The following is a 21,312-nucleotide window of genomic DNA, read 5'->3' as shown; positions in this document are numbered from 1 at the left end:
TACCCATATCAACATGGAGCGCCCGTGGGAAGACGGTCTAAACATCCGTAAAGGCCGGATCGGGAGCTAACGACACGCCGTCATTAGCAACTATTTTTGTCTATTAACCCCTGCATTCTCATCCTAGAGACTGCGGCTGAGCTGAAACGACTCAAGGCGGGAAAACCGAAGTTTTCCCGCCTTGTGCTGTACCCCGTACCGGATTTGAACCGGTGTTACCGCCGTGAGAGGGCGACGTCCTAGGCCGCTAGACGAACGGGGCCTATGAGGATGCCGAAGCATCATCGCTGGGGTACCAGGACTCGAACCTAGAATGGATGAACCAGAATCACCTGTGTTGCCAATTACACCATACCCCAAGGGTGTGGACCTCAGAATCATGACGTTCCCGAGGACGACAGATAAAAAGCTTAGTGGAATCTCCTCGAGCTGGCAAATCCGCTCGGCGTGTGACGCACCACGTTCTCGGCCCGCGCTAGTTCAAGCGGCGCACCTGCTCGAACTGCGCTCGTACCGCTCCCGCGCAAGCCATGCCGAAACCCACCGCTACCATTCACGCACGCGGCCTTGCCGCTCAGCTTCCTCCCGCAAGGCTTCCGGTACCTGAAGCCAGATGCGGGAACCGGGAGTGCAACCGGTCAGCATCGCATAGCCGTCACAGGCGGGTAGCGGGGAAAACATGGTGCGCACGGCCCCGGCGATGGTGATATCCACGGCATCGTAATCGCGGCGGGCCCGAGGCCAATTAACCGTGTAGGTATCCAGGCCGCCAAGGGCATCCGGACTCCATGTCCGGTCGAGAGGAATCCGGAGCGGGTAGCGTTCCACCAGCTTGACCCAGTCGGCCGCGGTGAGAATCCGATAGATCCGCGAAGGATCCGGCTCGACCGCATCCGGAAGCGCGGTGCGGACCAGGCGGGAATGGGGGTAGTCGCCGGCGTCGTCGCCGAAAAACGACCAGGTACTGGAGAACTCCCCGAGGGAGTGACCAGCAAAGAACTCGCCCACGTCGAAACTGAGGTAGCTGAAAGCAAGATAGTCCTCCGGGAGCGCCGGACTATCGGCCGGGCCGAGAATCTCGATGATCTGCGAACTAATCTCCCAGCCAAGTGCTTTGCGGCTGCGGCGGGAACGGTGAGTGCGGCGGCGACTAGGTAGAGCTACCTCGTGGAAGTACAGCTGTTGGGGCTCGAAACCCGCCTCCCATTCGGGCGGAATACGCTGCTCAAGTACATGATTGATTCGCGCGGCCTCGCGCGCACCCACAGCCCAATCCGCGGCAAGAACCCGGTCAATATCCGCATTAAAAGCAAAATGGATGGAGAACTCCCCCAGCGCAAGGTTCGCGCACTGGAAACGCCCCACTTCAGCTAGCGGCCAGGACGGTTGGGAATTTTTCGCACCGAAGAGCCCCACCCGCGGAACGCACTCCACGCTGCCATCATCCATGTCGAGAGGCTCGAAGAATACCCTGCAGGCCGCTCCCTTGCCCGCACGCGCGCCTTCGCTCGCGCGCGTGCCCCAAGGTTCACCCGCCCCCGCACAGTCACCTGCGCCTACAACTACCCGGTCCCAGGCCCTGCCCCAGGCACGCAAGTAGGTTCCCGGCGCGGGAAAAGACGCGGCGGGCCGCGGCGGCGGCGTCGTACATACCACCATCGCGGCCCTCCCCGTCCGTATCTTAACTACCCGGAAATCTTCTCCAGGAGTTGGTCGATGCGCGCCACCGCTTCCTCACGCCCGAGGATAGCGATGGAGTCAATAACAGGAATGGACACATTCGTGCCCGTCATCGCCACGAAAAGCGGGCCGAAGGCGAAACGCGGTTTGATACCGAGCCCCTCCACCAGCGCCGCGTCAAGGGCGGGCTTAATAGCATCCGGAGTGAAATCATTCAGAGCGCTCAGCGCTTCACGAGCCCCGCGCAGCGCTTCGGGCGCCGAATCGCGCAGCTTGGACAGCGCTTTCTCGTTGTATTCCAGTTTCGCAGCACTAACGAAAAGGAAACCGAGCAGATCCCGAGCCTCCCCCAGCAGCTGCATGCGGGTCTGCGCCAGCGGTGCCGCCGCGTCAAGAATTTCCCGTTCACGGTCCGTGAGCTCCTCATAGGTGGAGGCGCTGAGCACATCACTGAGGTAAGGAACGAGGCGCCGGGTGTAATCGGCCACGTCAAGGAGGCGGATATGGTCCGCATTAATGGCCACGCACTTCTTGTCATCAAAACGTGCCGGGTTCGGATTGACATTGTGGATATCGAAGTGCTCCACAAGTTCTTCCTTGCTGAACACATCACGTTCGGCGGAGAAAGACCACCCGAGCAGAGCCAGGTAGTTGAGCAGGCCCTCCGGGATCATGCCGCGTTCACGGTGAAGCAGCAGATTCGATTCCGGATCACGCTTGGAAAGCTTCTTATTTCCCTCCCCCATCACGTAGGGCATATGACCAAAGCGCGGCGTCCATTTCGCGATGCCCAGCTCTTCCAGGGCACGGTAGAGCACGATCTGGCGCGGTGTGGAGGACAGCAGATCCTCCCCGCGCAGCACGTCCGTCACTTCCGTGAGGGCATCATCAATGGGGTTCGTGAGAGTGTAAAGCGGATCCCCGTTGGCACGCACAATCACGTAATCCGGGGTGGAGCCGGCCCGGAACGTGATATCCCCGCGGATCACATCCGTGAACGTAATATCCTCATCGGGCATGCGCATGCGCAACACCGGTTCGCGCCCTTCAGCCCGGTAGGCGGCCTTCTGTTCTTCTGTGAGGTCACGATCATAACCGTCGTACCCGAGCTTGGGATCCTCCCCGCGCTCGCGGTGGCGCGCCTCGATTTCCTCCGGAGTGGAGAAAGATTCGTAGGCGTAGCCGCGCTCCAATAGATGGGCCGCGACCTTGCGGTAGATATCACCGCGCTGGGATTGCCGGTAGGGACCGTGCGGGCCGCCCACCTCAACCCCTTCATCCCAGTCCAGCCCGAGCCAGCGCAGGGAATCAAGAATCTGGTGATACGACTCTTCAGAATCACGGGCTGCATCGGTATCTTCAATGCGGAAAATAAAAGTTCCACCCACATGCCGGGCGTAGGCCCAGTTAAAGAGGCAGGTGCGTACCATACCGACATGCGGGGTGCCGGTGGGTGAGGGACAGAAACGAACTCGGATCTCGCGTCCGGTAGCAGTTGTGATAGCCATGATGGGTTAAGGATACGCTACGGATATGACATATGATTTCGACACTCGCACCATCTCTGATCTCCTCGCGCAGGGATCGCACAAATGGTCCGCGTTTGGGGATGCTATCGCTATGTGGGTGGCCGAAATGGACTTGGGAATCGCGCCGGAAATTCGCGATTACCTGGTGAGCGCAGCGCAGCGCGGCACCCTCGGCTACCTTCCTCCCCGCGAAATTCCGGGGATTATGAACGCAGTTTCCACCTGGCTCGGCCAATTCGGCCCGGCTCCCGACCCGGAGCGGATGTTCCTCATTCCCGAGGTTCTCAGTGCTCTGCGCATCACGATCACGCAGTTCACGGCCCCGGGAGCCCCGGTTGTTGTCCCCACCCCAGCCTATATGCCGTTCCTCACACTTCCTGGCGGGTACGGCCGGGAAGTACGCCAAGTCCCCTCGGTTTTCCGTGAAGGGCGCTGGGAGCTGGACCTCGAAGCGCTGGAAGAGGCCCTCACCCCCGGTTCCCTCCTGATTTTATGTAACCCGTGGAATCCGGCGGGCCGATGTTTGAGCGGCCCGGAGCTCGATAAGGTCGCGGCCGTGGTTGAGCGGCGCGGGGCCCGCGTTTTTGAGGATTCCATTCACGCCCCGGTGCTGATTGACGGCACCTACGTTCCCTACGGCCCGCGCAGCGCGGCTACCCGCGCGCATACGATCAGCGCGATCAGTGCGACGAAGGGCTGGAATATTCCCGGTCTCAAGGCCGCGCAGCTCATTTTTTATAACGACGACGACACCGCCCGCTACGCACCCCTTGACAACGCCTGGAGCTCCCCGACTTCCACGGTGGGAGCCCGGGCCACCAAAATCGCTTTCGAGGAGGGGCGGGATTGGAATCGCGCGGTGTGCTCCTATATCGCTGAAACGTTGCGGATCGTGGAAAACCGGGTGCGGACCTGGCCCGGGGTGCGCATGGCCCACGTGGAAGGCACCTATATCGCTTTCCTCGATTTTTCCGAGGCGGAATTTGTGCGCGCGGAGGAGGAACGTGCCCGCGAAGAGGCGCGCGAGCCGAAAGGCGCCGTCGCCGCTATTTTGGAGCGGGCCAACGTGGCACTCACGCCCGGGCGGGCCTCGGGCGCCGGTTTTGAGCAATGGGCGCGCATGGTGCTGGCGACCCCGCGCGCAATCGCACTGGAGGCCCTGGACCGAATCGAAGGCCTACTGGAGGCGGGGGCGTAACGCGCAGGTAGCAAGGCAGCACAGCAACGCACCTTCGGGGCGCCGGTCGCTAAAGTCTAGGTGAAATACTAAGGTTAATGATATGAAAATAGCACGCTTGAGTTTGAGCCAGGGCCCGCGCTACGCGGTCTATGACGAAGGCGCTGATGACTTCGTTATCCTCGCCGACGATCCGATTTTCGGGGAGATCCAACCTACCGGAGAGCGGGTGGCTACTGCCGATGCCGTGCTCCTCTCCCCCATGATTCCACGCTCGAAAGCAATTGGTTTCGGCAATGCAACCGCACCGGGTGCCACAGCTGATGACCTCTTCTTCTTTATGAAGCCCAATACGGCGGTGTGCGGGCCTGATGATCCGATTATTATTCCGGACTGGGCTAGCGAAGGCCTCGCCCACGAAGTGGAACTCGGAATTATTATCGGGCGGGTCGCCAAGGACGTTCCCGAAGAACGCGCGCTGGAAGCCGTATTTGGTTACACCATTATTAATGATGTAACCGCCCGCGGTGATGTGAACGGTGCACAGAAGATGTTTGATACCGCGCTCCCGGTGGGCCCCTTTATTCTCACCGATATTGACGTGAGCGATCTGGCCATGACCTCGCGGGTGAACGGGGAAACCTACACCCGGGCGCGGACCTCTGACTATCCGCTCTCCGTGGCGCAGTCGGTGGCAGCGGCCTCGCGGCGCTGCACCCTACTTCCCGGCGATATTATTCTGCCCGGTGCCTTTAACGGTGAGCCGCCGCTGAAAGCGGGCGACGTCGTGGAATGTGAAATCGAAGGTTTCGGGGTGCTGCGCAACCCGGTCCTTGCGGCGAACTAAAGTCCGGCAGGCGAACTATACAACCGAGGACCGCACCCGCACCGCGGACGGGCCCATGCAGGAGGATAGATGAAGAAGCATCGCGATGGTTCCCTATCGCAAAAAGCTCCTTTCAAGAACGAGCCGTATCACACGGTTCCGTGGCTGCTCGCGCAGCGGCAACGCAAGTATCCGCGCGATATCGCGGTGCATATCCAGAACTCCATCGGTGGGAATTGGAAACCGTTGACGATTACGGAATTCCTCGAGCAGGTGCGGCTCACCGCCCGCGGGCTCATCGGCCTGGGCCTGGGGCACGGCGAACGCATCGGCATTCTCGCGGCTACATCTTACGAGTGGGCGCTGCTAGATGCGGCCGCCTTGCACATCGGGGTTGTGCCGGTGCCGATTTATGAAACAAGTTCCGCCAAGCAGATCGCGTGGATGGTCGCGGATGCGGAGATCACCCATATTTTCACCGATACCCGCGCCCATGCGGAGTTGGTTGATTCGGTGACACCGCCCGCGATTCCGCCCGCGACCGTCATGACGGAGGATTGGCGCGCCGCTCTCAATGCCGCGGCTCTTGAAGTTCCCGAAGAAGATCTCGACGCCCGCATCGCGGCGGTCACCGCTGATTCCCTCGCGACCATTATTTACACCTCGGGCACCACCGGAGACCCCAAGGGAGTGGAGCTTACCCACGGGAATTTCGCGCGCACCGTGCTGGGAACATGGCATTACGAACCGGAAATCCTCAATAATCCGCAGGCGTCGCTGCTGCTGTTCCTCCCTATGGCGCACGTCATGGGGCGGATTTGCGCCTACTTCGGCTTGGCCACCCGTATTTCGGTAGGTTTCGTAGGTAATCTCAAGAATCTCATGAGCGACCTGGAAACTTTCAAACCCACCCTGCTGCTGGTGGTTCCGAGGGTGCTGGAAAAGGTCTATAACGCGGCCGAGGCGAAAGCCGGGGCGGGCCTGCGGCGCCGGATTTTCCGCTGGGCGGCAGACATCGCGGTGCAGAACGGCACCCGGCGCCGGCGCAGTCCGATTTTCGCGGTGAAGCGTGCACTGGCACGCAAACTGGTTTTCAATAAATTGCGCGAGGCAATGGGCGGGCGAATTCGTTTCGCGATTTCCGCCGGGGCGCCGCTGGGTACCCGCCTGGGGCGCTTCTATCGCGGCATCGGCTTAACGGTGGTCGAAGGTTACGGCCTCACGGAAACTACCGGTCCGGCAAATGCCACGCGCGCGGCGAATCCCGTGTTGGGTACCGTTGGATGGCCGCTTCCGGGCATGCGCATCAAACTTGCCGACGACGGCGAAGTCTTGGTCAAGGGCCACTCTGTCTTCCGCGGTTACCATAACAATCCCGAAGCTACCGCGGCCGCTTTTGCGGATGGTTGGTTCCACACCGGGGATCTCGGGACGCTCGATAAGCGCGGCAACCTCACCATTACCGGCCGAAAGAAGCACCTGATCGTGACGGCCGGGGGCAAGAATGTGGCACCGGCGGTGCTGGAGGATAAGCTGAGCTCCCATCCCCTCATTTCCAATGTGGTGGTTTTGGGTGATGGCGAGCCCTTTATTTCCGCGCTCATTACTCTTGATGCGCAGATGCTTCCCTCCTGGCTTTCTTCGCACGGTTTGCCGAAGATGACTCCGGCGGAGGCAATGAATTCTGAGCCGGTTAACGCTTCGCTCCAGCGCGCGATTGACCGCACCAATGCGCAGGTATCGCGTGCGGAATCCATTCGTAAATTCGTGATTGTGCCCGGGGATTTTAGCGAGGCGAATGGTTTGCTCACGCCGTCGCTTAAGGTGCGCCGCGAAGTGGTGCTCGAACGGTACCGCGATGTGGTAGATGGTATTTACGGAGCGAATCACTCCGAATCCACGAAGAAATCGGAGGCGAAGGAACGCCGGCGCGCCGCCCGGAAAGAACGGCGCGCACAGCGCCGGCTTGGGCGGCTGCGGCGGCGCGGTATGCTCGGACAGCACGGGATGCAGTCTGGTCAGCAGGATGATCAGCACCCTGGAGCGGTAGGCGGCGGCGAGAAGTAGCACGATGGGGATTAATGGGCGCACGGTTAGTTACGCCGTGATCGGGCATCCGGTGGGACATTCCCGCTCTCCCGCCATGCATAACGCATCCTTTTCCCACCTGGGCGTGAACGCTGTTTACCTCGCGTATGATATCGCGCCGGATTCGGGCGCTCGGGCAGTCACTGCTTTATGCGACCTTGGTTTTGGCGGTTTTAACGTGACGATGCCACATAAAACCTCCGTGTATGAGCTTGTTGATGAGCTCTCCGACGATGCCCGGCTCATGGAGTCCGTAAACACCGTTCACATTCGCGAGGATGGGAGCACGGTCGGTCATAACACCGATGGCCGCGGTGCTTTTGCAGCGGTACGGGCGGCCGGCTATGACCCGGGTGAAGCGCTGGTGGTTCTGGGAGCTGGCGGAGCTTCGCGTGCGATCTATACTCGGGCCGCCCTCGAAGGCGTGTCCCGTATCCGGGTTTTTTCCCGGCGTGGGCAGAATTTTGAGCGCGCCGTCAGTATCCTCGGTCGCTTGCGTGCCGAGACGGGTGTGGATGCCCAGCTTTGTGACCTCAGTGATGAGGACGCGCTCCGCCGCGAGGTCGATGCGGCTTCGCTTCTGGTCAATGCCACAAGTGTGGGGATGAGTGTTTATCCGGGAGCGCTGATTCCCGAAAACTGGCTGCGCCCCGCGCACATTGTTTTTGATGCGGTGTACGAACCGTTAGAAACTGAGCTCCTCCAGCGAGCCCGCCGGGTCGGCGCGGGCTGCGTATCCGGCCTGGATATGCTGCTGTGGCAAGGTGTTTTTGCGGAGGAAATCTGGCTGGGCCGCACCGACATTCCCGTGGAGGTCATGCGGGCGGCCCTGTGCCAGTAGATTATTGCGCGGATGGTCTTTCGGTTCCGCTAGTTTTCTGCGTTATGGTAGCCGGTGCCACCAGCGGGTTCAACCAGGGCAGCTTCCGGATTTGCTGCACTCGGGCCGGGAGTGCCATCACCGTAGCGAATAATATGACTCTCGTTCATATCGTCCTCTTCGAGCATCCGTACCTGTTCTTCGCGGCTGAGCATCTGAATACCCCAGCCGGTTGCGGCCAGAATAAGAGCCACTATCATGCCAGACCAGTTAACAACAGCCCACGGAACGTAATGCAGAGTTTCCACCCCGAGGGTTGCCGCCATGTACGCACCGGCAGCTGTCCACGGGAATAGTGTTTCAGTCACGGTCACGGAGTCTTCGAGGGTGCGGCCCAATGTCATGGGGTGATAGCCGCGACGTACGTATGCCGGGCGCAGTACTTCGCCGGGCATAATGACGGAGATCTGACCGTTGCAGGTCACCGAAATGGTTCCCAGCCCTACGCCGATGGTGCTAGCAACCAAGCCGAAACGCGACTTCACGCGATGCAGCAGCTTCTCAATAAGGTAATCGAGCGAATGCGAAACACCCATAATTCCAGCGAATGCCAGCGCACAGAAACAGATCGCCAGGGTCCCCAGCATGGAGTTCATTCCACCGCGTTCCAGCAAGGTCACCATGTCATCGCTGGGGGTCAGGCTAACCCATTCGGGCCGCTGAATCATGTCGAGCTTGAATCCCTTGACGAGCGCCGTGAAGGCATCGGCGATACTCGACTTCTGGAAGACGAAGGTATTGAAAAGCCCAAGGGCAACACCCGCCATCATGACCGGAATAGTCGGGAAACGCAGCGCCGCACCAACAAGAACTACGATAGGAGGCACCAGGAGCCACGGCGTGAGATGGAAACCGGCTGCTAATTGGTCAAGGGTTTCTTGTACCGCGGAAGTGTCGACTCCCGCAGCGGATCCTTTGATTCCCACGATCGCAAAAACAATAACGCCGATGATGAGCGCGGTGCCGGTGGTCCATGTCAGGTTCTTGATATGAGTAAACAGTGGCACGCGGGTAATCATCGCGGCAATATTTGTCGAATCGGACAGTGGGGAGAATTTATCACCGAAGTAAGCACCGGAGACGACCGCTCCCGCAATCATTGGCAGATCAGCACCCAACCCGATGGCGATGCCCATGAAGGCAACACCGATGGTGCCTGCGGATCCCCACGAGGTTCCGGTACAGAGGGATACGACGGCGGTGCCGAGCAGGGCGACCAGGGCCAACCACCGCGGGTCAATAATGGCCAGCCCCCAGTACACGAGATACGGGATTGTTCCTGAAATCATCCACGCACCGATGAGTAACCCCACGGTGAGAAGGATAAGAAGTGCCGGCCACGCCTTGGCTGTCTTTTCAGCCACGGATTCGATCATCTCATCCCAGCTATACCCCAGGTATTTAGCAACACAGGCTGCGACGGCTGCCGCCGCGATAATCATGGGCTCAACGGGCAAATCAAAGCCGATGTATCCCCCACCGATAAACAATGCCAGGGAAGTCACCGGCAAAAGCGCCAGGAAGACCGTTGGCTTCTTTTTCTTCATGTGTATCTCGGCCTCGGTGCCGGGATTCTTTTCCGAAGTCATCATTGATCCTTTCGCTGTGTCGATGACGACAATTACTCGGTAAATATGCGGCGGGTGCCCTATGGAAAACAGGGACCCACCACAGCTCGGGTCAAGAAACGCTAACCACGCTGATGTTTATCTCAGTTTCTGCGCGGATACTTCGCAGCGTTGCAGCGCGGTATCGAGAAGTAACTGGGGCGCCGCCAGATTGAAACGGATATAGTCATGCCATTGCGCTCCGAATCCTCCACCCCATGAAGGGTGTACTCCGGCGGCGGCGCATACCTCCGCTGCCGCAGCGGCGCCAAGATTCCCGGTATCACACCAGAACAAATATGTTGCTTCCGGAATGACGGGTTTTTCCTTTGCAAATAGGTCCGCGAAGCGTGGGACGAAACGCGCCATATTGTTATCTATATAGGCGAGCGTGGCATCGAGCCATTCCTCGCATCGGGTCCAGGCAGCAATAGCTGCCGGAATAGCGAAATAATTGGGGTTATGGAAACCAGCCGCGCGCAACCCATCCCGTATTCTGGCGCGCAGCGCGGGATCGGGAATGATGAGTGCCGAGGCTTCCAGGCCGGCGATATTGAAACTCTTCGAGGGAGAAAGCGCTGTAATGAGGCGGGAGCGCAATCCCGCATCCGCGTAGCGCCCTAGCGGCGACCATTGCTGCCCGGCGCGCAGAATATCGCAGTGGATATCGTCGGAAAGCACCAGGCAGGAGCTCTTTGCTAGCAGCATGGACAACTGTTCCAGTTCCTTTTGGGTGAAGGTGCGTCCCGTCGGGTTATGGGGATTGGTGAGAATGAAGAAATCAGCATCCGGCAGCGTTGCGGCAAGCTGATCAAAGGGAATCCGCCACACACCATCCGCATAGTACATCGCCGGTTCGGTAACCCGGCAACCGCAACGACGCACCACCTCCATGATGGGGTCATAAGCCGGCGAGAGCGTGATGACCTTCGCTCCCGCCGGCAGCATATGAGCGCAGATCATCGCTGTCGCTTCCACAATGCGGGGAACGAAAACGACGGATTCTTCGCCAAACTCGGTACCGTGACGACGCGCGAACCACGATGTACATGCACCCGCAAAATCCGGGAAAACCTCCGTATAGCTGTAGATACCTCGAGCAGCGGCATTCTCAATAGCCATGCGGATTGCGGGAGCACACGCGAATTCCATTTCAGCAACGGATAGGGAGATGTGGTCGGAAGGCAGGCTTTCCCATTTAGCAGACCAGGTACCACGCCGGTTGATTACACGATGGCGCTCCTCGAACCGATCTGTAGCTATGCGCATCATTGCAGCCTCCTTGCCACAAAGGGAGGTGAACTTCTTTGAACACTCACCCTTTGTTTTGTTTCAAAACATACTCGGGGAATAGTAGTTTTGTCAACGTGAGAGTTTTATTATCACAACGTGATGTGAAGTGTCACCAACAGGTAGGGACTGCAAATATTAATTCGAGAACGCAAATAAAACGGGAGCGCGGACTGTTTATAGGTCATGACGTGGTGATGACATGACAAGAGTGCGCACGGAGGGACTCGAACCCTCACGCCCAAAGGCACTGGAACCTAAATCCAGCGCGTCTACCAATTCCGCCACGCGCGCGTACCGGTCTATCCTAGCGGATTTCCCGGTGCAGGAAAATTCAGAAGCTGATCGGAAGATCAGAAAGGACCGGAAGCTCAGAGAACTAACGGTAGTGTTCCGGCGGCTCATTCCTCCCGATTACTCATCGATACCAAGATCGCGCCGTAACCGTGCCACATGCCCGGTAGCTTTCACATTATAGAAAGCCGCTGCGACGGTGCCATCCGGATTAACCACTACGGTGGAGCGGCGCATCCCGATAACCGTTTTACCCCAGTTTTGCTTTTCTCCCCAGGCACCCCATTCGCTTGCTACCGCATGATCCGGATCCGAGGCGAGCACAAAGTTGAGCCCCTGCTTCTCCCGGAACTTCTCCAGCGAAGTGAGCGAATCAGGGGAAACTCCCACCACGGCGTAACCAGCCGACCGCAGGGAATTGAGATTATCCCGGAAATCGCAGGCCTCGGTAGTACACCCCGGGGTATTTGCTTTCGGGTAGAAGTACACGATGACGCCGCGGGCGCCGTCGTTCAGATGCTCGGATAGCCGGAAGGTTCCCGCCGTGCTCTCCAAAGTAAAATCGGGGGCACGATCACCAGAATTTAACATTATTTTCCTTCACAATAAGCACGGCCCACGCGATCAGCATGGCGATACCGATGCCTAGGGGCCACAGCCCCAGGGGTGTGGGCGCGAACCACAGCATAAAAACAGCACCGGCCCCGAATATCCAGGGGCGTTCGCTCCGATACCCGATCCCGCAGGCCACCGCTCCAACTGTTCCGAGTGTGAGAATCACTCCGTACTGTGGAAGAAGATTCCCGCTAATGGCGATATACCAACCTAAAATGAGGGTTGCCACGCCCAGCACAAGAATAGCGAGGGCTAGGTAGTTGAGGTATCGAGCTTGGCGCATGCCACTCAGTCTAGCTTCCGCATGACTCGCCGCACCCGGCCCGCGCCGGCGCTCTACGCGAAAATGCAGATGTTTCGCGGGTAGCGTGGAGTGAAGCACGGGACCGCGAAGCCCGGCAAAATTAAGACATGAGTGAAGTCGACGCAGCTGATATGGGTCCGTGGCTCAGCCCCGAAGAACTCGAATTTGTCCGGCACAAGGTCCCGATGGTGTACGTGGATATTGTTCCGGTTCGCCTGGATGAAACCGGGCGGGTGATCGCTATCGGGATGCTGCTGCGTGCCGATTCTGAGGGAATTTTGCGGGAGTTCCCCTCGGGGCGGGTCCTCTTCCACGAACCGGTGCGCGCCGCGCTCATCCGCCATATCGATAAAGACCTAGGCTCGGTGGCACTTCCTCAACTTCCACCGTACCTGGCACCGTTCACGGTCACCGAATACTTCCCCACTCCCGAACCGGAGGCCGGGTATTACGATGCACGCCAGCATCGCGTTGATCTGGCCTATATCATCCCTATTCACGGGGATTGCGATCCGGGAAATGACTCCCTGGAATTCACCTGGTTCACGCCCGGGGAGGCGCGCACCGCGGAGCTGCAAGCGGAAATGTCTGATGGGCACGCCGCTCTCCTGCGCGCCGCGCTCGGCTATATTGGCCGCTGCTAACCGTTGTAAACAGCGCTTACAGCGGCGGTTATGAGGCGTGTAAGCGGTGTTCACACGAATCCGGGGAACACCGCTCCGCTGCCCGGCTACCTTTGCGTCACTAACTCCGCTCGGCCAGCACCTGCACAATTACCGGGGCTAGCTCGGCAAAAGCTTTGCCGCGGTGGGAGATCGCGTCCTTTTCTTCCGGGCTCAGCTCCGCATTGGAACGATTGAAGCCGAGCGGCGCGAAGATGGGATCATATCCAAAGCCGCCGCTGCCACGTTCAGCGCTAAGGAGATTACCCGGCATATCACCTTCGCGGATTTCCTCACTGCCCTCCGGGGTTACCAACGCGGCCGCGCAATGGAAATGCGCGCCACGATTGGCCCGCGGCACATCGGCCAGCTGGGCGAGGAGGAGCTCGCGGTTTGCGGCGTCATTCCCGTGGGCACCACTCCAGCGCGCCGAAAAAATCCCGGGCGCCCCACCTAAAATATCCACGCACAGGCCCGAATCATCGGCAATAGCCGGCAGTCCGGTGGCCCGCGCGTAAGCCCGCGCCTTGATGAGAGCGTTCTGCGCGAACGTGGTGCCGTCTTCCACCGGTTCAGGAACCTCAAATTCCGCGCCGGACACGAGCTCAATTCCCTGTAACCACGGCGCCAGAATATTGCGAAGTTCCGTGACCTTATGGGCGTTTCCGGTAGCGACGACGACGCGCCGCGACTGCGCTACTTCCACTGCTCACCACCGGTAAAAACATCGCTACGCACGGGATTATCCCCCTCGAAAAGCACCCGGTGCTGGAGCTCACGAAGCTCACGCGTGCCCTTATCCGCCAGATCAAGTAAAGCCGCCAGATCAGCGCGGTTAAAGGGGTGGTGTTCGGCAGTTCCCTGAACTTCCACGTAGTCCCCACTGCCCAAAGCCACGATATTCATATCGGTATCAGCCCGCACATCTTCTTCATAGGGCAGGTCAAGGCGGGGCTGGCCGTCAATAACCCCCACAGACACCGCGGAAACCGAGGTGGTGAGAACCGGGCGCCGCACCAACTTACGTGCCCGAGCCCAGGAGATGGCATCCGCCAGGGCCACGAAAGCGCCGGTAATGGCCGCGGTGCGAGTTCCGCCGTCGGCCTGTAAAACATCGCAATCCAGGGTGATGGTGTTCTCCCCCAAAGCTTTCATATCAACAGCCGCACGCAGGCTGCGGCCGATAAGCCGCGAAATCTCATGGGTGCGGCCCCCGATTTTTCCGCGCACCGATTCGCGCGGTGAGCGATCCGAGGTAGCACGCGGAAGCATGGAATATTCAGCAGTAACCCAGCCTTCCCCGCTGCCTTTACGCCAGCGCGGCACCCCTTCTTCAAAAGAGGCAACACAGAGCACGGTAGTGCGCCCGTAGCGCACCAGCACACTGCCTTCCCCGGTTTCAAAATAGTGGCGGTCAATGGTGACGGGGCGCATCTCATCTGCGGCGCGCCCATCTGCACGAGTGGCGCTGGAGTTCTTATCAGTCATGGCTTAAGGCTACCGCGCCGCTCCGACATGAAAAATCCGCAGGAGAAGCGAAGCCGCGCTTCCTCACAGCCACGCACGCCTAACCGCGGCACTTCACGCCGCTACCGCCCCACTCAACTCGCGCGGGGCTTAGATACGGAAGGCTTCGCCGGCCCGCACGCAGGCCACCCGGCCTTCGTATTCTTCCTGCGCCGCGGCCCGCACCGAATCCCGATCCGTCCACGGCTGCAGGTGGGTGAGGAGCATCTCATGTGCACCGGCCTGCGCTGCCAAGGCGCCGGCTCGCGAACCTGTGAGATGAATACCGCGTACGGTATCCCGTCCGTCCTCATAAGCACATTCGGAAAGAAGCAGATCGGCGCCGCGCGCCGCGGCGACGACGCCGTCGCACATATCGGTATCCCCCGTGAACGTGAGCACCGCGTTCTCCCCCGGGCGAATATCCGAGGGCCCGGTGATCCGGTAGGCGAAAGCTTCCACCGTGTGGAGGGCAGGGAACGCCTGGATGGTCATAGGGCCGATGCGGAAGGTATCCCCACTACGAACCTGGCGAAAATCGAAGACATCATCGTAGGTTTCCTCGGGGCCGTCGTCACCCAGCTGGCGGGCGCGCCGCCTAGCATCGCCGGGGCTGTAGACCGCCACCCGGGGAAGCGGGCCGGAGGGGTGCCAGCGCCGATAAACCTGCATCCCGATGAGGTCCGCACAGTGATCGGCGTGCAGGTGCGAGATCACCATGGCATCCACAAGCGCCGGGTCGGTATAGCGCAGTAGGTGGCCCATGGCTCCGGGGCCGAAATCCAGCGTAAAGGTGTAGGTGCGCGGCGCACCGTTCGCGTCCATTCCTTCCGCCTGCACGAGGTAGGCCGAGGCCGGAGATTCGGGCCCCGACATCGAGCCGGAACATCCAATGATTGTCAGTCTCATGCCGAGAGTTCCTCCGTAGATAGCACGGTTCCTACTTCCGGACCGAGGAATCTGCGGGCGAGGCGCCCGAAACTCACCGGGTCACCGGTGGCGTAGAAGCGGCGCCGAGGGGTGCCCGGGCCGGCAAACATATCGCGGGTGGCTAGTTCGCGGTAAACATCGCGGGCGGTTTCATCCGCGGAGGAGACGATGGTGACATCCTCCCCCATAGTGTAAGAGATCACGCCAGCGAGCAGCGGATAATGGGTGCAGCCAAGTACCAGGGTATCCACCCCGGCCGCCCGCACCGGGGCCAAGTAGTGTTCAGCCACCGCCTGCACCTGGGCGCCGGCCGTCTGCCCCTGTTCCACCAGCTCCACGAACTCCGGGCAAGCCCGGGTGGTGAGTTCCAGATTCGGGGCAGCGGTGAAAGCATCCTGGTAGGCACCTGATTCGATGGTGGCTGGGGTGGCGATCACCCCGATTTTCCCGTTCCGAGTGGCCCGTACCGCGCGGCGCACCGCCGGGCGAATCACTTCCAAGACCGGGATCCCCATTTCCGTAGCAAAGCGCTGCCGAGCATCGGCAAGCGCCGCCGAAGTAGCAGAGTTGCACGCGATGACCAGCATTTTCACACCGGATCTCACCAACTTATCCATGATGTCCATGGAGTAGGCGCGCACCTCGGGGATGGATTTGGTGCCGTAGGGGCAGTGCGCGGTATCCCCGATATAGGTAATAGATTCGCCGGGAAGCTGGTCAATAATGGCGCGAGCGACCGTGAGGCCACCTACGCCGGAGTCAAAAATACCAATGGGACGGGAATCCATACTGTCAAGTTACCGCCGCAGGTCCTTGTTCTGAATGGCAGTTATGAGTGAATCTTGCCACCACGCGATAATCACGTAGAGCACCCCGATCATGTCATCGGTGGTATCGATCTGGGGGCGTTCGGATTCCATAATGGTGAGTGCACGCGACGTGACCGCCTGCGATTCTGCCGCCGTGGTGATATTGCGGCGGGTGCCGAGCACAATGCGGATATCGTTGGCGCCGGCCAGCCACGCCCCGGCGTCCTCGTTACTCACCCACACTTTTTCGGTTGCCAGCGAGGTGTAGAAAACTAGCAAGTTGCGGATTTTTGTGTGGCAGACCGCGGATTCGGTAAGCGAACGTAATTCGTCCGCGAGCGCGGGCTCTTCCGACATGTCCGGCAAGAGGCGGGCGAGGGCGGTATCCATATTGCTGGCCGGGGTGTAGCAGCGTGTACTCTCCAGGTCAGCTAATTCGCGTTCGTAGGAGGCGAGTACATCGCTGGATTCTTCCGCGTTCTGGGTGCTACTTGTGCCTGCGACGTGGCCGGTTAGTCCACCTTCTGCCTGCATTTCTTCGTCCAGGTTGTAGCCGAGCAGCGTTGCAACATCGCGCGCGAGTCCGGCAAAAAGTTGGCGTTCGGTCGCGTCAACACTGGCGCGGTAGCCGCCGCGGGCGGGGCGGAAAGGCAGCATGGTTATCTCCCGCCTTCCGGTTCTTCTTCGATGGTGGCGAGCAGGCCGTAGGTGTGCATGGCCCGGGCGTCTGTTTCCATCTGCTCGCGCGGTCCGGTTGATACGACGGCGCGCCCGCGGGTATGGACCTCTAGCATGAGAGTGAGGGCACGGTCGGCCGAATGGCCAAAGTAGGATTGGAACACCCATTGCACATAGCTCATGAGGTTGATCGGGTCATCGTGAACAACGGTACGCCAGGCACGGGCAGGGCCGGCTACCGCTTCGAAAAGCGTGAGGCTTTCGGTGCGGGTGGCTGGGCTGCTGGCCCCTAAATCTTCAGAAGATGGGTGCGCGCTCATATCTCCATCCTAGTGCCAAGCTCTAACCGGCGCGGCCAATCATCCCCGGCCAGCTCAGGCGGGCGCGGGTAGACTCGGGCCTATGAGTGTTTCAACTGCTTTGCTCACTGATATGTACGAGCTGACCATGGTGGATGCCGCCATGCAGTCGGGAAAGGCCCAACGGCGGGCCGTTTTTGAGATTTTTGCGCGCCGGCTCCCGGGCGGGCGCCGTTACGGGGTGGTGGCCGGCACGGGCCGCCTCCTCGACGCCCTGAAGAATTTCCGTTTCGGGGAAGAAGAAATTGAGTATTTGCGCGCCAATAAGATCGTTTCCGATTCCGCTTTGGAGTGGCTGCGCACATTCCGGTTCTCCGGTGATATTTGGGGTTACGCGGAAGGTGAAATGTACTTCCCCGGCTCTCCGATTCTCACCGCGGTGGGAACTTTCGCGGAGTGCTGCGTGCTGGAAACTCTCGCGCTATCTATTTTCAACTATGACTCGGCGGTGGCGACGGCTGCCTCGCGGATGACGATTGCGGCGCACGGCCGGCCCTGCGTGGACTTCGGGGCGCGCCGCACCCACGAACGCAGCGCCGTTTCCGCGGCGCGCGCAGCCTATATTGCGGGCTTTGTGGGCACCTCGGATCTGGAAGCCGGACGCCAGTACGGTATCCCGGTTTCCGGTACCTCGGCGCATTCTTTCACCCTGGTTCACGATTCGGAGCGGGAAGCTTTCGACACTCAGATCGCGGCCATGGGCACCGGTACCACCCTCCTCGTGGATACCTACAATATCGCGCAGGGCGTGGAGAATGCGGTAGCTGCCGGGCGTGCGGCCGGCGGTGAGATCGGCGCGGTGCGTATCGATTCGGGTGATTTGATCGCAACTGCTTTCAAGGTGCGCGAGCAGCTGGATCGCCTGGGGGCCACCTCCACGAAGATTACCGTTACCTCGGACCTAGATGAGTACGCTATTGCGGCCCTCAATTCCGCTCCGGTGGACGGCTACGGAGTGGGTACCCGGCTGGTGACCGGTTCGGGGGTTCCCACCGCACAAATGGTCTACAAGCTGGTTCAGCGCGAGGGCGCGGATGGCCGCCCCGAGGAGGTCGCCAAGGCTTCGGAGAACAAGGCCTCGGTGGGCGGGCTCAAGGTTGCCGGGCGCCTGGAAAGCGGCGGGCATGCCACCGAAGAGCTGGTGGTGAGCGCCTCGAGTTTCGCCGAGGGTCTGGCCTACCTGGAGAAGCAGGGCGCCCGCCCGCTCCAGGTTCACCTGGTGAATGCCGGTAGCATTGACGAACGTTATTGCGGCACGGAAGTCCTCTCCGCCGCGCGTCTGCGCCACGACACCTCACGCGATGCTCTCCCCTATGACGGCTGGCGCCTCTCCGCCGGGGAACCCGCTATCCCCACCCGCATGGTGGATATTTTCCCGGGCGACGACGCCGCGGCTTAATTCCCGCTCGCTTTCCCGCTCGCTGCGGCGCTGCTTCGGGGTTACGCGCTTAGCGCTGGCCCACGAACCAGCGCCGCAGTGTTTTCACCCGTGCCTCAATCTGATCGGCACTAGCCCGTGCCACTTCCGGACCGCCGCAGGCCCGGCGGAGTTCGGTGTGAATAAGGGCGTGCGGATCCCCGGTTTTCTTCGCCCAGGCGGCCACCAGCTGGGTGAGTTCCTTGCGGGCGGTGCGCCGCCGGGTGAGTTCATCGGTTCCGGAGGCCGGGCGTTGAGTACGGGCCTTTTTCGCCTGCTCTGCCTGGTGGGCCCGCAGCAGCGTCGTTACTTCTTCTGGCTCCAATAGCCCGGGAATCCCCAAGAAATCGGCTTCTTCTTCCGAACCGACAGCCGCGCCGAGCCCGAATTCACCGCCGTCAAAAAGTGCCCTATCGAAAAGCGCACCCGATTCCAAGGCTTCGTAGCCCGGGCCGGCCAGTTCCTCGCTGGCTTTTTCTTCCCGGTTGGCGGCTTCCAGTAGCTCATCTTCCCAGCCGGCCACCTCCGCCTGCTTCGAAATCGCGTGGTCGCGTTCTTTTTCCATCTGTGCGGCCAGCTCCAGCAGCACCGGCACCGAGGGCAGGAACACCGTGGCGGTTTCTCCGCGGCGGCGGGCCCGCACAAAACGCCCGATAGCCTGCGCGAAATAGAGCGGAGTGGAGGCTGAGGTGGCGTAGACGCCCACCGCGAGCCGCGGCACGTCCACCCCTTCGGATACCATGCGCACCGCCACCATCCACCGGGAATCCGAATCCGCGAACGTCGCAATCTTCTCGTTCGCGCCCGCATCATCGGAGAGCACCACCGTGGGTGCCTCCCCGGTGATCTCGGTAAGGATCTGCGCGTAGGCCCGCGCGTCTTTCTGGTTGGAGGCGATGACCAGCCCACCCGAATCAGGGAGCGAGCGACGCACCACCGTAAGCCTTTCGTTCGCGGCGGACAGCACCTCGGGGATCCACTCCCCGTCCGGGTTGAGTGCGGTGCGCCACGCCTGCGCCGTCATATCTTTGGTGAGTGGCTCCCCCAGGGTTGCCGCCACCACGTCTCCCTGTTTGGTTTGCCAGCGCACCTGCCCGGAATAGGACAGGAAGATAACGGGCCGGACCACTCCATCGCGCAGGGCCTGCGCGTAGCCGTAGGTGTAATCAGCTTTGGAGCGCAGGTTTCCGTAGCCGTCCGGTTCGTAGGTGACGAAAGGGATGGGCGACGTATCCGAGCGGAACGGTGTTCCGGTGAGGGCCAGGCGCCGTGCCGCGGGGGTGAAAGCTTCGCGGATGCCATCCCCCCAGGAGAGGGCATCCCCGCCGTGGTGGATCTCATCCAGAATCACGAAAGTGGGCCGGGCGCCGGTGCGTTCACGATGCAAGGCCGGGTTGGCGGCCACCTGCGCGTAGGTCACGCACACCCCGTTGAAGAAGGATCCCTCGGTGCGTTGCGCATTCGTAAAATCAGCGTCCAGCTGAATACCTACGCGAGCCGCGGCCTGCGCCCACTGGGTTTTGAGATGTTCGGTGGGACAGACCACCGTGATGGTGCGGGCCTCGTGGCGCGCGAGCATTTCGACGGCGACGCGCAGCGCGAAGGTGGTTTTTCCCGCACCGGGGGTAGCCACCGCGAGGAAATCACGGGGCATGCGTTCCAGGTAGAGGCGCAGCGCTTCGGCCTGCCACGAACGCAGGCTCGAGGTGGTTCCCCAAGCCGCGCGGGCCGGGAAAGCCGGAGGGAGATTCGAAGCGGCAGAAACGGAGGGGGTATGCGGGGTGGAAGCGGGAATCGAGCGGTGTAGACTCACTTGCCACTTCCCGGCACGTCCGGCCCGAAAGGCCATCCGGAGCCTTGGTTGCCCATCTGTTTACGGATCTCCTTGCAGGTGGGGCACACCGGGTAGCGGTCCGGGTTGCGCGAGGGAATCCAAATTTTCCCGCACAGCGCCACCACGGGCTGGCCATATACGGCTGATGCCACGAGGCGATCCTTGCGGACATAGTGGGAAAAACGTTCCTCATCACCGTGGGAGAGGCGTTCTTCGGTGCGTTCCAGCACCCCGACGGATTGTTGAGATTCCGTAGCCGGGCCGGCCGGGGCCGATGGCGCGCCCGGAGTTCCTAAAGGATCGGGAAGGGAAGTACTCATGGGCTCTATTGTACGGCCCGGGCCGGCCCGGGGAAGACGCCCCGAACACGTCACCTAGAAAGCGAGAGTGGACAGCAGCCCGGCGGCGCCGTCGTACCTCACCTCAGCACACACAAGAATCGCCTCCCCGGAACGAACCGAGGAGGCGATACTGGACAACCAGTGACCTTACTTGTTGGACACAGCCTTCTTGAGGTTGGAGCCAGCCGAGATCTTCACGCCGTAACCGGCGGGAATTTCGATCTCGTCACCGGTGCGGGGGTTGCGGCCCTTGCGGGCGGCGCGCTCGGTGCGCTCCACGGAGAGCAGGCCGGTGATCTTCACGGCTTCGCCCTTGGAAAGCGAATCGACGAGCACTTCCTGGAGCGCGGCGATCGCCTTGTCGGCATCGGACTTGGACAGGCCGGAACGGTCGGCGATAGCTGCAATGAGCTCTGTGCGGTTAACGGACATGAAAATACCTCTCGATATCTGTTCAGGTACATGGCTCATAAGAACCACTAAGCA

General features: G+C 60.8%; 21 protein-coding genes and 3 tRNA genes. 6 read left to right on the top strand and 18 right to left on the bottom strand.

Annotation, left to right across the window (positions count from 1 at the left end; all coding sequences use genetic code 11):
- Nucleotides 1-189: 189 nt before the first annotated feature.
- From PWJ82_RS06645 to gltX, 4 genes are all read right to left on the bottom strand, one after another.
- A tRNA-Glu gene (locus PWJ82_RS06645) sits at nucleotides 190-262 on the bottom strand.
- Between the two features lie 25 nt (nucleotides 263-287).
- Nucleotides 288-359: transfer RNA gene (locus tag PWJ82_RS06640), tRNA-Gln, on the bottom strand.
- 187 nt (nucleotides 360-546) lie between these two features.
- Nucleotides 547-1,449 (bottom strand): hypothetical protein, encoded by a 903-nt coding sequence (locus tag PWJ82_RS06635; RefSeq protein WP_274735952.1) that lies wholly within the window; start codon nucleotides 1,447-1,449, stop codon nucleotides 547-549.
- 236 nt (nucleotides 1,450-1,685) lie between these two features.
- A complete protein-coding gene (gene gltX / locus PWJ82_RS06630; protein ID WP_274735951.1) occupies nucleotides 1,686-3,188 on the bottom strand; it encodes a glutamate--tRNA ligase in 1,503 nt (500 codons plus the stop codon).
- 25 nt (nucleotides 3,189-3,213) lie between these two features.
- Between gltX and PWJ82_RS06625 the strand changes: the two genes are divergently transcribed.
- The 4 genes from PWJ82_RS06625 (at nucleotide 3,214) to aroE (ending at nucleotide 8,141) form a co-directional block, all read left to right on the top strand.
- Nucleotides 3,214-4,407, top strand: a complete 1,194-nt coding sequence (locus PWJ82_RS06625; protein WP_274735950.1) for a MalY/PatB family protein — start codon at nucleotides 3,214-3,216, stop codon at nucleotides 4,405-4,407.
- An 82-nt stretch (nucleotides 4,408-4,489) separates the two neighbouring features.
- A complete protein-coding gene (locus PWJ82_RS06620; RefSeq protein WP_274735949.1) occupies nucleotides 4,490-5,233 on the top strand; it encodes a fumarylacetoacetate hydrolase family protein in 744 nt (247 codons plus the stop codon).
- Between the two features lie 69 nt (nucleotides 5,234-5,302).
- Nucleotides 5,303-7,279 (top strand): AMP-dependent synthetase/ligase, encoded by a 1,977-nt coding sequence (locus PWJ82_RS06615; protein ID WP_274735947.1) that lies wholly within the window; start codon nucleotides 5,303-5,305, stop codon nucleotides 7,277-7,279.
- A gap of 4 nt (nucleotides 7,280-7,283) precedes the next feature.
- Nucleotides 7,284-8,141, top strand: a complete 858-nt coding sequence (gene aroE / locus PWJ82_RS06610) for a shikimate dehydrogenase (protein ID WP_274735946.1) — start codon at nucleotides 7,284-7,286, stop codon at nucleotides 8,139-8,141.
- A gap of 29 nt (nucleotides 8,142-8,170) precedes the next feature.
- On the opposite strand, the gene nhaC is transcribed toward aroE, so the two are convergent.
- From nhaC to PWJ82_RS06585, 5 genes are all read right to left on the bottom strand, one after another.
- Nucleotides 8,171-9,772 (bottom strand): Na+/H+ antiporter NhaC, encoded by a 1,602-nt coding sequence (gene nhaC, locus PWJ82_RS06605; RefSeq protein ID WP_274735944.1) that lies wholly within the window; start codon nucleotides 9,770-9,772, stop codon nucleotides 8,171-8,173.
- A gap of 114 nt (nucleotides 9,773-9,886) precedes the next feature.
- Nucleotides 9,887-11,059: a MalY/PatB family protein gene (locus PWJ82_RS06600; RefSeq protein ID WP_274735942.1), complete on the bottom strand. Its 1,173-nt coding sequence runs from the start codon at nucleotides 11,057-11,059 to the stop codon at nucleotides 9,887-9,889.
- A gap of 230 nt (nucleotides 11,060-11,289) precedes the next feature.
- Nucleotides 11,290-11,371 (bottom strand) — tRNA-Leu (locus PWJ82_RS06595).
- A 120-nt stretch (nucleotides 11,372-11,491) separates the two neighbouring features.
- Nucleotides 11,492-11,962: a thioredoxin-dependent thiol peroxidase gene (bcp, locus tag PWJ82_RS06590; protein ID WP_274735940.1), complete on the bottom strand. Its 471-nt coding sequence runs from the start codon at nucleotides 11,960-11,962 to the stop codon at nucleotides 11,492-11,494.
- Nucleotides 11,946-12,269, bottom strand: a complete 324-nt coding sequence (locus PWJ82_RS06585) for a hypothetical protein (RefSeq protein WP_274735939.1) — start codon at nucleotides 12,267-12,269, stop codon at nucleotides 11,946-11,948. Before PWJ82_RS06585 ends, bcp begins: the two co-directional genes overlap by 17 nt.
- 128 nt (nucleotides 12,270-12,397) lie before the next feature.
- Here PWJ82_RS06585 and PWJ82_RS06580 point away from each other — a divergent pair, with 128 nt between their 5' ends.
- Nucleotides 12,398-12,934 (top strand): DUF4916 domain-containing protein, encoded by a 537-nt coding sequence (locus PWJ82_RS06580; RefSeq protein WP_026429485.1) that lies wholly within the window; start codon nucleotides 12,398-12,400, stop codon nucleotides 12,932-12,934.
- Between the two features lie 100 nt (nucleotides 12,935-13,034).
- On the opposite strand, the gene rdgB is transcribed toward PWJ82_RS06580, so the two are convergent.
- The 6 genes from rdgB to clpS all read right to left on the bottom strand — a co-directional run bounded on the left by rdgB (nucleotide 13,035) and on the right by clpS (nucleotide 17,195).
- Complete coding sequence (gene rdgB, locus PWJ82_RS06575) at nucleotides 13,035-13,658, bottom strand: RdgB/HAM1 family non-canonical purine NTP pyrophosphatase (protein WP_274735937.1); 624 nt, start codon at nucleotides 13,656-13,658, stop codon at nucleotides 13,035-13,037.
- Entirely contained in the window at nucleotides 13,649-14,440 is a 792-nt protein-coding gene (gene rph / locus PWJ82_RS06570; RefSeq protein WP_274735935.1) for a ribonuclease PH, read from the bottom strand. Before rph ends, rdgB begins: the two co-directional genes overlap by 10 nt.
- Before the next feature lie 129 nt (nucleotides 14,441-14,569).
- Nucleotides 14,570-15,367: an MBL fold metallo-hydrolase gene (locus PWJ82_RS06565; RefSeq protein WP_016442943.1), complete on the bottom strand. Its 798-nt coding sequence runs from the start codon at nucleotides 15,365-15,367 to the stop codon at nucleotides 14,570-14,572.
- Complete coding sequence (gene murI, locus PWJ82_RS06560) at nucleotides 15,364-16,176, bottom strand: glutamate racemase (RefSeq protein ID WP_274735933.1); 813 nt, start codon at nucleotides 16,174-16,176, stop codon at nucleotides 15,364-15,366. Before murI ends, PWJ82_RS06565 begins: the two co-directional genes overlap by 4 nt.
- Before the next feature lie 9 nt (nucleotides 16,177-16,185).
- Entirely contained in the window at nucleotides 16,186-16,854 is a 669-nt protein-coding gene (locus PWJ82_RS06555) for a DUF2017 family protein (RefSeq protein WP_274735931.1), read from the bottom strand.
- Nucleotides 16,855-16,856: 2 nt separating this feature from the next.
- The gene (clpS, locus tag PWJ82_RS06550) at nucleotides 16,857-17,195 is read right to left on the bottom strand and encodes an ATP-dependent Clp protease adapter ClpS (protein WP_274735929.1); all 339 of its coding nucleotides are present in this window, start codon (nucleotides 17,193-17,195) and stop codon (nucleotides 16,857-16,859) included.
- Nucleotides 17,196-17,277: 82 nt separating this feature from the next.
- Between clpS and PWJ82_RS06545 the strand changes: the two genes are divergently transcribed.
- Nucleotides 17,278-18,633: a nicotinate phosphoribosyltransferase gene (locus PWJ82_RS06545; protein ID WP_016442947.1), complete on the top strand. Its 1,356-nt coding sequence runs from the start codon at nucleotides 17,278-17,280 to the stop codon at nucleotides 18,631-18,633.
- 49 nt (nucleotides 18,634-18,682) lie between these two features.
- Here PWJ82_RS06545 and PWJ82_RS06540 read toward each other — a convergent pair whose 3' ends face one another.
- The 3 genes from PWJ82_RS06540 to PWJ82_RS06530 all read right to left on the bottom strand — a co-directional run bounded on the left by PWJ82_RS06540 (nucleotide 18,683) and on the right by PWJ82_RS06530 (nucleotide 21,258).
- Nucleotides 18,683-20,500, bottom strand: a complete 1,818-nt coding sequence (locus tag PWJ82_RS06540) for a DEAD/DEAH box helicase (RefSeq protein WP_274735927.1) — start codon at nucleotides 20,498-20,500, stop codon at nucleotides 18,683-18,685.
- Nucleotides 20,461-20,805, bottom strand: a complete 345-nt coding sequence (locus PWJ82_RS06535) for a DUF3039 domain-containing protein (RefSeq protein ID WP_274735925.1) — start codon at nucleotides 20,803-20,805, stop codon at nucleotides 20,461-20,463. Before PWJ82_RS06535 ends, PWJ82_RS06540 begins: the two co-directional genes overlap by 40 nt.
- Before the next feature lie 168 nt (nucleotides 20,806-20,973).
- A complete protein-coding gene (locus tag PWJ82_RS06530; protein ID WP_016442950.1) occupies nucleotides 20,974-21,258 on the bottom strand; it encodes an HU family DNA-binding protein in 285 nt (94 codons plus the stop codon).
- Nucleotides 21,259-21,312: the final 54 nt, after the last annotated feature.

Source organism: Actinotignum schaalii, from assembly GCF_028864145.1.
Classification (GTDB): Bacteria; Actinomycetota; Actinomycetes; order Actinomycetales; family Actinomycetaceae; genus Actinotignum; species Actinotignum schaalii_B.
The sequence above is the reverse complement of the archived record's forward strand: the minus strand, read 5'-3'. Positions and strand labels throughout refer to the sequence as shown.

Bases quoted from the DNA above. Each gene is read 5' to 3' on its own strand.
- PWJ82_RS06635 (WP_274735952.1), bottom strand. From the start codon at position 1,449: ATGGATGATGGCAGCGTGGAGTGCGTTCCGCGGGTGGGGCTCTTCGGT.
- gltX (WP_274735951.1), bottom strand. From the start codon at position 3,188: ATGGCTATCACAACTGCTACCGGACGCGAGATCCGAGTTCGTTTCTGT.
- PWJ82_RS06625 (WP_274735950.1), top strand. From the start codon at position 3,214: ATGACATATGATTTCGACACTCGCACCATCTCTGATCTCCTCGCGCAG.
- PWJ82_RS06620 (WP_274735949.1), top strand. From the start codon at position 4,490: ATGAAAATAGCACGCTTGAGTTTGAGCCAGGGCCCGCGCTACGCGGTC.
- PWJ82_RS06615 (WP_274735947.1), top strand. From the start codon at position 5,303: ATGAAGAAGCATCGCGATGGTTCCCTATCGCAAAAAGCTCCTTTCAAG.
- aroE (WP_274735946.1), top strand. From the start codon at position 7,284: ATGGGGATTAATGGGCGCACGGTTAGTTACGCCGTGATCGGGCATCCG.
- nhaC (WP_274735944.1), bottom strand. From the start codon at position 9,772: ATGATGACTTCGGAAAAGAATCCCGGCACCGAGGCCGAGATACACATG.
- PWJ82_RS06600 (WP_274735942.1), bottom strand. From the start codon at position 11,059: ATGATGCGCATAGCTACAGATCGGTTCGAGGAGCGCCATCGTGTAATC.
- bcp (WP_274735940.1), bottom strand. From the start codon at position 11,962: ATGTTAAATTCTGGTGATCGTGCCCCCGATTTTACTTTGGAGAGCACG.
- PWJ82_RS06585 (WP_274735939.1), bottom strand. From the start codon at position 12,269: ATGCGCCAAGCTCGATACCTCAACTACCTAGCCCTCGCTATTCTTGTG.
- PWJ82_RS06580 (WP_026429485.1), top strand. From the start codon at position 12,398: ATGAGTGAAGTCGACGCAGCTGATATGGGTCCGTGGCTCAGCCCCGAA.
- rph (WP_274735935.1), bottom strand. From the start codon at position 14,440: ATGACTGATAAGAACTCCAGCGCCACTCGTGCAGATGGGCGCGCCGCA.
- PWJ82_RS06565 (WP_016442943.1), bottom strand. From the start codon at position 15,367: ATGAGACTGACAATCATTGGATGTTCCGGCTCGATGTCGGGGCCCGAA.
- murI (WP_274735933.1), bottom strand. From the start codon at position 16,176: ATGGATTCCCGTCCCATTGGTATTTTTGACTCCGGCGTAGGTGGCCTC.
- PWJ82_RS06555 (WP_274735931.1), bottom strand. From the start codon at position 16,854: ATGCTGCCTTTCCGCCCCGCCCGCGGCGGCTACCGCGCCAGTGTTGAC.
- clpS (WP_274735929.1), bottom strand. From the start codon at position 17,195: ATGAGCGCGCACCCATCTTCTGAAGATTTAGGGGCCAGCAGCCCAGCC.
- PWJ82_RS06545 (WP_016442947.1), top strand. From the start codon at position 17,278: ATGAGTGTTTCAACTGCTTTGCTCACTGATATGTACGAGCTGACCATG.
- PWJ82_RS06540 (WP_274735927.1), bottom strand. From the start codon at position 20,500: ATGGCCTTTCGGGCCGGACGTGCCGGGAAGTGGCAAGTGAGTCTACAC.
- PWJ82_RS06535 (WP_274735925.1), bottom strand. From the start codon at position 20,805: ATGAGTACTTCCCTTCCCGATCCTTTAGGAACTCCGGGCGCGCCATCG.
- PWJ82_RS06530 (WP_016442950.1), bottom strand. From the start codon at position 21,258: ATGTCCGTTAACCGCACAGAGCTCATTGCAGCTATCGCCGACCGTTCC.